7 protein-coding genes are annotated in these 8,665 nt (G+C 66.4%); 1 reads left to right on the forward strand and 6 read right to left on the reverse strand.

What is annotated here, in order from left to right:
* The 6 genes from AC1DYX_RS23975 to AC1DYX_RS24000 form a co-directional block, all read right to left on the reverse strand.
* A partial coding sequence (locus tag AC1DYX_RS23975) for a transglycosylase domain-containing protein (RefSeq protein ID WP_477263516.1) occupies positions 1 to 3,248 on the reverse strand: 3,248 nt, incomplete at its 3' end.
* A gap of 337 nt (positions 3,249 to 3,585) precedes the next feature.
* A complete protein-coding gene (locus AC1DYX_RS23980) occupies positions 3,586 to 4,410 on the reverse strand; it encodes a competence/damage-inducible protein A (protein WP_477263518.1) in 825 nt (274 codons plus the stop codon).
* 98 nt (positions 4,411 to 4,508) lie between these two features.
* Positions 4,509 to 5,333: an EI24 domain-containing protein gene (locus tag AC1DYX_RS23985; protein WP_477263520.1), complete on the reverse strand. Its 825-nt coding sequence runs from the start codon at positions 5,331 to 5,333 to the stop codon at positions 4,509 to 4,511.
* Positions 5,330 to 6,325, reverse strand: a complete 996-nt coding sequence (locus AC1DYX_RS23990) for a sterol desaturase family protein (RefSeq protein WP_477263522.1) — start codon at positions 6,323 to 6,325, stop codon at positions 5,330 to 5,332. Before AC1DYX_RS23990 ends, AC1DYX_RS23985 begins: the two co-directional genes overlap by 4 nt.
* Positions 6,322 to 7,101, reverse strand: coding sequence for a polysaccharide deacetylase family protein (locus tag AC1DYX_RS23995; RefSeq protein WP_477263525.1), 780 nt, complete (start codon positions 7,099 to 7,101; stop codon positions 6,322 to 6,324). The genes AC1DYX_RS23990 and AC1DYX_RS23995 overlap by 4 nt, the downstream gene beginning before the upstream one ends.
* Positions 7,101 to 8,075, reverse strand: coding sequence for a YVTN family beta-propeller repeat protein (locus tag AC1DYX_RS24000; protein ID WP_477263527.1), 975 nt, complete (start codon positions 8,073 to 8,075; stop codon positions 7,101 to 7,103). The genes AC1DYX_RS23995 and AC1DYX_RS24000 overlap by 1 nt, the downstream gene beginning before the upstream one ends.
* A 186-nt stretch (positions 8,076 to 8,261) precedes the next feature.
* Here AC1DYX_RS24000 and AC1DYX_RS24005 point away from each other — a divergent pair, with 186 nt between their 5' ends.
* Positions 8,262 to 8,618 (forward strand): FKBP-type peptidyl-prolyl cis-trans isomerase, encoded by a 357-nt coding sequence (locus AC1DYX_RS24005; protein WP_477263529.1) that lies wholly within the window; start codon positions 8,262 to 8,264, stop codon positions 8,616 to 8,618.
* Positions 8,619 to 8,665: the final 47 nt, after the last annotated feature.

Raw genomic sequence — 8,665 nt, forward strand, 5'->3', positions numbered from 1 at the left:
GGCGCGGCCTGCTCGGTGTCGCGCGCCACGGCGTCCGCCGGTCCCGCCGGCGCCGGCGCGGCGCGCTCGACGTGCAGGCCCGGGACGGTCACGGTGTCCTGGTGCTCGATCATGGGCATCAGGCTCGGCGCCAGCTTCACCAGCAACTGCACGGRCAGCGCGCTCGTGAAGTCGTAGTGGGCGGAGTCCGGACCGTGGACATAGGCCGTCATGCTGCCGAAGAAGCGCTCGCCGATGTTGAACACGAACGTGGCCGAGCGATTCACGTAGCGCGACTCGATCAGGCGGTGGCCGGCGCCGAAGACGTCGAAGCGCTGGTCGCCGGTACCCGTCTTGCCGCCCAGCGCGATCACGCTGCCGTCCGGCTTGACGAACGCGGTCTTGACGCGCTTGGCCGTGCCCTCCTGCACGACGCCACGGATGGCGTTGACGACGGCGCGTGCCACGTCGGCATTCAGCACCCGCTCGCCCCTCTCGGCGTCGCTGCGCTTGACGACGGTCTCGTACGGCGTGTCCTTGGCGAAGTGCAGCGAATCGATGCGCTGCGTCGGCTTGCGCACGCCGCCATTGATGAGGATGCCCATCAGTTCGGCCAGCGCGATCGGACGGTCGGCCGACGCGCCCAGCGTGGTCGCGTACGACGGCACGAGCGAGTCGAACGGATAACCCATCTTCTTCCACTGCGCGTGGATCTTGAGGAAGGCCTCCACTTCGATCAGGCCGGCGATACGCTTGTCCTGGGCATGCTTGCGGTGCGTCTTGAACAGCCACGAATAGACTTCCTGGCGCTCCTTCGTCGACGCGCCGACGACCTCGTCCCAGCCGGCCTTCGGATGGGTGCGCAGGTAGCCGACGAGCCACAGCTCGAGCGGGTGCACCGATGCCACGTAGCCGCGGTCCGCCAGCGACATGTTGGCGACCGAGTACTGGTCGTACATCTTGGCGATGCGCTCGTCGTCGACCTCGGCCTCGGCCGGCAGGTACGTGTGCAGGAACTTGGCGAACTGGTCCGGCGTGGCGTCCGGGTAGATCGTGCGGTGCACGGCGGCGATCTTCGACGCCTTGATGCGCACGCCCTGCATCAGCGCGGTCTCGATCTCGCTCCAGTCCTTGCCGCGGTACTTGTTCCAGAAGCGGGCCAGGAAATCCTTGCCTTCGCGGTCGGCGAAGCGCGACAGGTATTCCGCGCGGCGCGGATCATCGGCGTCGGCCAGCAGTTGCGCGGACGAACCCGGCAACTGGAACATGTAGTAGCGCACGACGTCGCGCATCAGGCGCACGAACACGAGGTTCGTCGAGTTCTGCAGCGCCTGCTGCACGGTGAGGATGCGGCTGTCGTCCAGCTTGCTGAAGTTGCCGAAGATGTGCACGCCGCCGCCCGTGAAGAACGCCTCGCCCGGGTTGCCCGAGTACTTGCGCTCCATCGCCGCACCCAGCATCGGCACGAGGCCGCGGTCGGCGCCGGCCGGCAGGGTCATGAAGTATTCGATCGCCCATTGCGACAGCCGGTCCTTCGGATCGATCCTGACCTGGGCGAGCTCGGCCTTGCTCATCGGCTCGTAGCGCTGGTGCAGCTGGTCGATGATGTCGAGGTAGGTCGTCAGCGTACGCAGCTTGGACGTGGAACCGAGGTCGAGCTTGGCGCCCTCGTTGATGTCGAGCGGCTGGTCGTAGTTGTCGGTCTGGACGCGCAGGTAGTTGACCTTGTCGCCCCGCTCCATCAGCGTGAAGCTGTACACGACCTTCGACGGGTCGCCATTGCCCAGCATGCCCTTGCCCGTGAGGCCGGCTTCGGCAGCGGCCTCGTTGTCGGTCAGCTTGCGCAGCACGGCCGTGACGGCCTTCTGCGCGTCGGCGTTCAAGGTCGTCCGCACCGACAGGTCGAGGCGGTCGAGGTTGTACATGCGCGAGTCGCCCAGCAGGTTGGCCAGGTGGTTGCGCACGGCGTTGGCGGCCTTGCGCGTCACGAACGTGTTGGCCGGCGGCGGTGCCACGCCCGAACCCAGTGCGGGATGCAGCACGGTGGCCAGCGCGGCGTCGCGCAACGCGGGCGAGATGATGCCGGCCTGCGCCAGCACGCGCAGGTGCGAGTTGGTCAGGTTTTCCAGGTCCTTCTCGCCGGCGCCCAGGTAGTACGCGGGGCGGCGCTGCGCGATCATCAGCGACAGCGCTTCCTTGTACACCAATGCGAATTCCGGGGTGGCCGCCGCATTTGCCCGATCCTTGGAGAGGATACGGTTGACCTCAGCGAAATCGCGGCCGTACCAGACCCACATGCCGTCGCCGATGCCGTTCACCTCGCCATAGCCGAGCTTGGCCGACAGCGGCACGGTGTTCAGGTATTCGAGCACGATGCGGCGCCGGGTCGTGCTCGTGTCCTCGCCGTCCAGGTAGGAACGCAGGGTGGCCGAGGCCATCTGGCGCAGCTTGTCCGTCAGCGAGGCCGTGCGGCCTTCCGGCGAGTGGCGGTATTTCTCGATCTGCGTGGCGAGCGTACTGCCACCCGCGACGCGGCCGCCGCTGCCCAGGCCCACCGAATGGGCGGTCTTGTCGAACACGGCCTTCGAGAAGCGGTCCCATTCGACGGCCGGGTTACGCTTCGGATACGTCGTGTCGAGCAGCTCGCGGTTCTCGATGAACAGCAGGCTCTTCACGAGCAGCTGCGGCGCGGCGTCGAACTTGTCGTACAGGCGCTCGGGGAAGCGGGCCGAGAACAGCGGCTCGCCGCTGTAGTCGAGGATGTCGAGGCCGGCGCGGGTCTTTTCGTGGTAAGTGGCGAACAGGCCCAGGTCGGCCAGTTCGACCATCTTCGGCGACATGCGCGCCTGCGCCACGACGACGTAGTCGCGCGTCTTCAGCTTGGCCAGGTAGTTCGGCAGGTTCGAATAGCCGAGGCGCTCGTCGTACGGACTCGCCTGCGGGAAGCGGATCGTGTTGCTCGGGCCGTTGGCCATGCGGTAGTTGAGCTTTTGCGTCAGGCCGGCGAAGAAGCGCGCCTCCAGCGCCGACGTGCGACTTTCGTACACGCCGAGCGCCGACACGCCGGCCACGGCGAGCAGCAGCAGGAGCAACAGCGTTCGCTTGACCTTGCGCCAGCGTCGCTTGGGCGGCGCGGCCTGCGGTTCCGGCGCGTCGGCGCCCGGCGCGTCGCCGCCTCCGCCCGTGCCTGAGCCCGGCTCAAGCGCGGGTTCGAGGCTGGGCTCCAGGCGGGGCGCCGTACGAATGGGGACATCCTGCTCGGCCGCCATGGCGGGCACGCCGGCGAGAAGGGGTTGCGCTGGCGCGGCTCCACCAAAAATACGGCGAAAGGCGCGGGCGACGATGCGGGGCCGTCGGAGACGGCGAATACTATCCATGATGGCTCAACTGGTGTGAAACACGCCTGCAAATCCCGTCAACCTGCTCGCCATCCTGCTGCCGGTCGGTTCGAGTGATCCAGGTCGTAAAAAGTTCGAAAAGCGGCGGCGACCTCACTCCAGATCTCRCCTGCTCACAATCATCATTCCACCACATCAATGTGAACTACAGGACCCACTCACGCAGATTTTTGAGGTCGCCCTTCTATTTTCGCAAAAAAACAACGGCTCAGTTTGCCGGGGTGTCCCCGGCTCGCAACGGCCCCGTCAGTGGGGTTGTTTCTACGTCCATGCGCTCGAGTGCAGCGCACATCTCCGACCATGCCAGATCCACCTGTTCCGGCGCCCCTTTCACCCCGAGTTCGATGTGCCGCCGCGTATGCGCATCGCCCACGCTGGGCAGGCTGAATACCCGCACGCCGGGGTAGCGCGCCTCCAGCGTTTCCATCAGCGGCGTGAGCACGGCCTCGGCCTGCTCGTACACCAGCAACGCCCGTTCGGCCTGGGGTTCGCGGTGGAAGCGGTCGACATACAGCGTATCGAGGACCCACGCGATCATCGGCCACGCCATCACGGGAAAACCGGGCACGAAGTGATGCCGCGCCACCGTGAAGCCGGGGATGCGGTTGTACGGATTCGGGATCAGCGTGGCGCCGGCCGGGAATTCGGCCATTTTGAGGCGCTGGAGGTTTTCCGGGGCCTGCAGGTCCGCCTCCCGATTTTTCGTTTCCTTTGCGGTCTCGCGGATGCGTGCTTCGATCAGCGCGCGGCCCTCGGGATGCAGCACGAGCGGTACGCCGAGCGCCGCCGCGGCGCACTGGCGCGTGTGGTCGTCCGGCGTGGCGCCGATGCCGCCACAGGAAAACACGATGTCGGGACCGCCGAACGTACGCGCCAGCAGCGCCGTGATGCGCTCCGGTTCGTCGCCGACCACTTCGGCCCAGGACAGGCGCAGGCCACGCTCGCCCAGGATCTCGATCACCTTGGGCAGGTGCTGGTCGCGCCGTTTCCCGGACAGGATCTCGTCGCCGATGATGATGAGACCGAAAGCCATGCGCGCCCCCCCATCCGACCGCGCACGCGAAAGCGCGCGCCTTGTCGTCAGTGTGCCATAAAGCCGTGGAACCCTGCCGCGCGATCGGCGCAAGGGAATCAGGGCGTGATGTCCTTCAGGGTCTGGTGCACGCGCAGGTCCGCCAGCGCCTGCAGGCAGAAGTACTGGAACCACAGGCCGGTGAAGATGAAGATGACGAGGTAGAGCCAGATCGACAGCACGGCCAGCACGGGGAACAACATCACCGAGAACAGCGCGCCGCCGATCCACGCCACGCCCGGCAGCGCGCCCAGGAGGCCGGACACGGTGCCGATCAGCAGCAGTGGCCGGCGCTGCGCGTGCATGATGGCGCGGCGCTCCTCGAGGCTCGCGTGGATGGCGAGCGCGTCGTAGCCCATCACGCGCGCCGTCAGCCAGCCCCACAGGACGGCCTGCACGACGAGGGCCACGGGCGCCACGGCGTACAGCGGCAGGGTGACCAGCCAGAGCAACGCGAACACGATGATCCCGGACAGGTTCACGCCGAGGCTGCCCAGGAAGCTGCCGCCCTCCTTCCGCTCGAGTGCAGGGAATTGCACGCGGCTGACGTGGCGCGCGATCGCCGGCATCGCGCCCACGCCGATGAACAGCAGCGACGTGATGATCATCAGCGGCAACAGCACGAGCATCGCCACGAGCGGGACCACGAGCGTTTTCAAAAAGCCCAGGCCCAGCATGGCGAGGATGCTGCCGCTCGTCTCGAACAGGCCGTAGTCGGCGAACAGCGCCTGCAGCCAGTCCAGCAGCGGCTGCATGCCGGCGTACAGCAGGCCGCCCCACAGCGCCAGCGACAGCAGCAATGGCACGATGGACAGCAGCAGCATGCGCCCCGAAAACTGCGAACGCAGCGCGCGGCCGTAGGCGATGGCGACCGGGCGCATCATGCGGCGTTGCGCCGGCTGCCGGCTTCGACGAGGCGCACGAGGCCAAGCCATTGCTGGCGCCAGAAGCCGCGCCCGTAATCGCGGCCCGGGCGCACGCTGCCGTCGGGATGCGTGTGCGCGAACTGGTCGCGCACGCCCGTGCCAGGCCAGCCGGGCGCGAAATTGGCGGTGCCGAAGAGCAGGTCCCACACGGGCAGCAACACACCGAAATTGCAGCCGCCCAATGCGCGCCCTTGCGACTCGTGGCCGATGCCGACGGCGTGGTGCGTGCGGTGGAAGCGCGGCGACACCAGCAGGCGCTCGCCCAGCCGGCCGAAGTGGATGCGCACGTTGGCGTGCTGCAAGCTCTGCAGGGCGCGCGACACGGACACGAGCAGCACGTACTGGCTCGGCGCCACGCCGATCGCGAGCGCGAGGACGGCCATGTAGACGTCGCGCAGCAGGTCGTCCAGCAGGTGGTTGCGGTCATCGCTCCACAGGTTCATGTTGCGCTGACTGTGATGCAGGCTGTGCAGGGCCCACCACCAGCGGAACTTGTGCTGGCCGCGGTGGAGCCAGTAATCGAAGAAGTCCAGCACGACGAGATACAGCAGGAAGCTGGCAAGCGGATGGAAGCCCGTCATCAGGTTCTCGAGGTTGAACGGGTGCACGCCTTCCATGCGCAGCGCACCGGCAATGGCGTCCATGACGGGATCGAGCGTGAAGAACACCGCCATGCTGAAGAAACCGAGGCGGTGGATCAGCGTGTACACGAAGTCGTTCCAGCGTGCGTACCGGTCCGTCATCTTCTGCGCGGGAATGATGGCTTCCAGCGGACGCAGGACGAGGTACAGCGCGGCCACCTCGCAGGTGCCGGCAAGGAACCATTCGACGCCCTCGAAGGCGTCTTCGATGTATTCGCCGAGGCCCATGGCGAACATCGCGGGTTCGACCACGGTCTCGAACAGCCATCCCTGCAGGAAGGCGAACCAATCGAGGAAGTGCTGGATCATGGGTTGTCGTTCTTGTTCGAAGGATGCTCCCGCAGTGTAGCGAAGCAGAAGCCTTTGCGCTCGAGCCCATCGATCAGCGGCTCCAGGTTCGCGGGCATCCACGGGTCCTTGCGCGACCAGATGCCCATGTGGGCCATGAAGATGTCGCCATCCTTCAGGTTATCCAACGCGCGCTTGCGGAGCACTGCGTTCGGGAATTGCTCGCTGGACGTCTCGTCGCCCGAAAAGCCCGCCGGCGCCCAGCCCACGTGCCGGTAGCCGCAGGCCTGCGCGGCCGCGAGGATGTTCGGCGAACTGTGGCCGCCGGGCGTGCGGAAGATCGGATCCAGGCGGCGCCCGGTCAGTTGCTCGAAGCGCGTGTCGACGCGGCGCAGCTCGTCGCAGTACTGCTGAGCCGTCCACGTTGCATTCTTGCCGGCGTGCGCGCCGAACTGCGGCTTGACGACGATGCGCCCGCCCGCCTCGTCGCGCTGGAAGTAGACATGGTCGAACGTGTGGCTGCCGAACGCGTGCCCCTCCGCCACGCGCGCCTTCCAGTAGCCGGCCCAGGACGGGTCCAGCGACCAGTCGCCGCGTACCGTCTTTTCGTTGGCGAGGAAGAACGTGGCCTTGATGTGGTGGCGGCGCAGCGTGTCGGCGATCAGCTCGGCCTGCGACTGGCTGCCGGTGTCGAACGTGAGGTAGATCGTGCCCTTGCAGGACGGCGCATCGGCCGCCTGCGCCATCGAGGCGACCGCCAGCAACAGCGCGGCGGCCGCGCGCGCAGACTTCGCCATCACAGCCGCGGCGCCGCGTTGGCGAAGAACACCCCGTGCGGCGAACGGCCGACCGGGATCATCCTGATCACCTTGCGGCTGGCGACGTCGATCACGGCCACCTTCTTGATCCAGCGCAGCGTCACCCACAGGGTCTTGCCGTCGTTCGTCAGTTCCATGCAGTCCGGACCGCCCGGTACCGGAATCATCCCGACGTTCTGCAATGTCGTCTGGTCGATGATGTTGATCGAGTTCTGCACGCGGTTCGACACGAACACATGGCGGCGGTCGCCGAGGGCGCGGAAGTTGTGGGCGCCGTCGCCCGTCTTGATGCGCTTGACGGTCTTCTGGGCGCGCCAGTCGATCACCTCGACGTAGTCGCTGCCCATGATCCCCACGAGCAGGTATTTGTCGTCCGGGGTCATCGTGATGCCGGCCGGGAGCTTGCCGACGGGCAGCGTCCACCTGACCGTCTGCGTTTTCAAATCGATGGCGCTGACCTGGTCGCTGCCCTGCTGCGTGACGAACGCCGTCGTGCTGCTCGCATCGAACGCGATGTGGCTGGGCATGCGCGCCAGCGGCAACCGCTTGCTGAGCGTGAGATTGCCGCCGCCGTCGTATTTGTAGATGTCCACGCGGTCCAGGCGCAGCGACGCCGACACGAACCACTTCTGGTCGGGCGAAAAGCCGATCTGGTACGGGTCGAGCACGTCCCCGAGGCGGCGCTGCACCTTGCCCGTGGCCGGGTCGAGGAAGATCAGCTCATTGCCCACGGAACTGGCGACGATCACCGACTTGTTGTCCGGCGTCGCCATCAAGTGGTGCGGTTCCTTGCCGACCGCGAACGTGCCGTTATCCGCGCCCGTCGTCTGATCGAGCAACTGGACGGTGGCGTCGCGCGAATTGAGCACGACGACGACGTTCGCATGGGCGGCCTGGATGGCCGAAAATAATGCAAAACCGAAAATGAAGGACTTGCGGTAGCGACGCAGCATGGGTGGCACGGGACCAGTGGAGGAAAAGCTTTATTCTACGGGGAAACTTTGGCTTGCCGTAAGGCCGAACGATGGAATCGCACGCGACCGGCGCGTCGCCGCAACACAGTGGACAGGGCGTCAATGGCACTTTGACAGGCCATGCACTACAATCGCCCTTTCACTCTGAACAACAAGGGAAAACCCATGTCCATCACCACCACGAATTCCGGCCTGCAATACGAAGACACCGTCGTCGGCAGCGGCGCCGAAGCCAAGGCCGGCAACTACGTGACCGTCCACTACACGGGCTGGCTGCAGAACGACGACGGCAGCGTCGGCACCAAGTTCGATTCCAGCAAAGACCGCAACGACCCGTTCCAGTTCCCGCTGGGCGCAGGCCACGTGATCCGCGGCTGGGACGAAGGCGTGCAGGGCATGAAGGTGGGCGGTGCGCGTCGCCTGATCATCCCGGCCAGCCTGGGCTACGGCGCGCGCGGCGCGGGCGGCGTGATTCCGCCGAATGCCACGCTGATCTTCGACGTCGAACTGCTGAACGTCTAATTTTCGTCTGCGCATGGTGGGCTCGGGGAGCCCACCCTACGGCAACC

Source organism: Massilia sp. P2_C2, assembly GCF_056404615.1.

Bases quoted from the DNA above. Each gene is read 5' to 3' on its own strand.
- AC1DYX_RS23980 (WP_477263518.1), bottom strand. From the start codon at position 4,410: ATGGCTTTCGGTCTCATCATCATCGGCGACGAGATCCTGTCCGGGAAA.
- AC1DYX_RS24005 (WP_477263529.1), top strand. From the start codon at position 8,262: ATGTCCATCACCACCACGAATTCCGGCCTGCAATACGAAGACACCGTC.
- AC1DYX_RS24000 (WP_477263527.1), bottom strand. From the start codon at position 8,075: ATGCTGCGTCGCTACCGCAAGTCCTTCATTTTCGGTTTTGCATTATTT.
- AC1DYX_RS23990 (WP_477263522.1), bottom strand. From the start codon at position 6,325: ATGATCCAGCACTTCCTCGATTGGTTCGCCTTCCTGCAGGGATGGCTG.
- AC1DYX_RS23995 (WP_477263525.1), bottom strand. From the start codon at position 7,101: ATGGCGAAGTCTGCGCGCGCGGCCGCCGCGCTGTTGCTGGCGGTCGCC.
- AC1DYX_RS23985 (WP_477263520.1), bottom strand. From the start codon at position 5,333: ATGATGCGCCCGGTCGCCATCGCCTACGGCCGCGCGCTGCGTTCGCAG.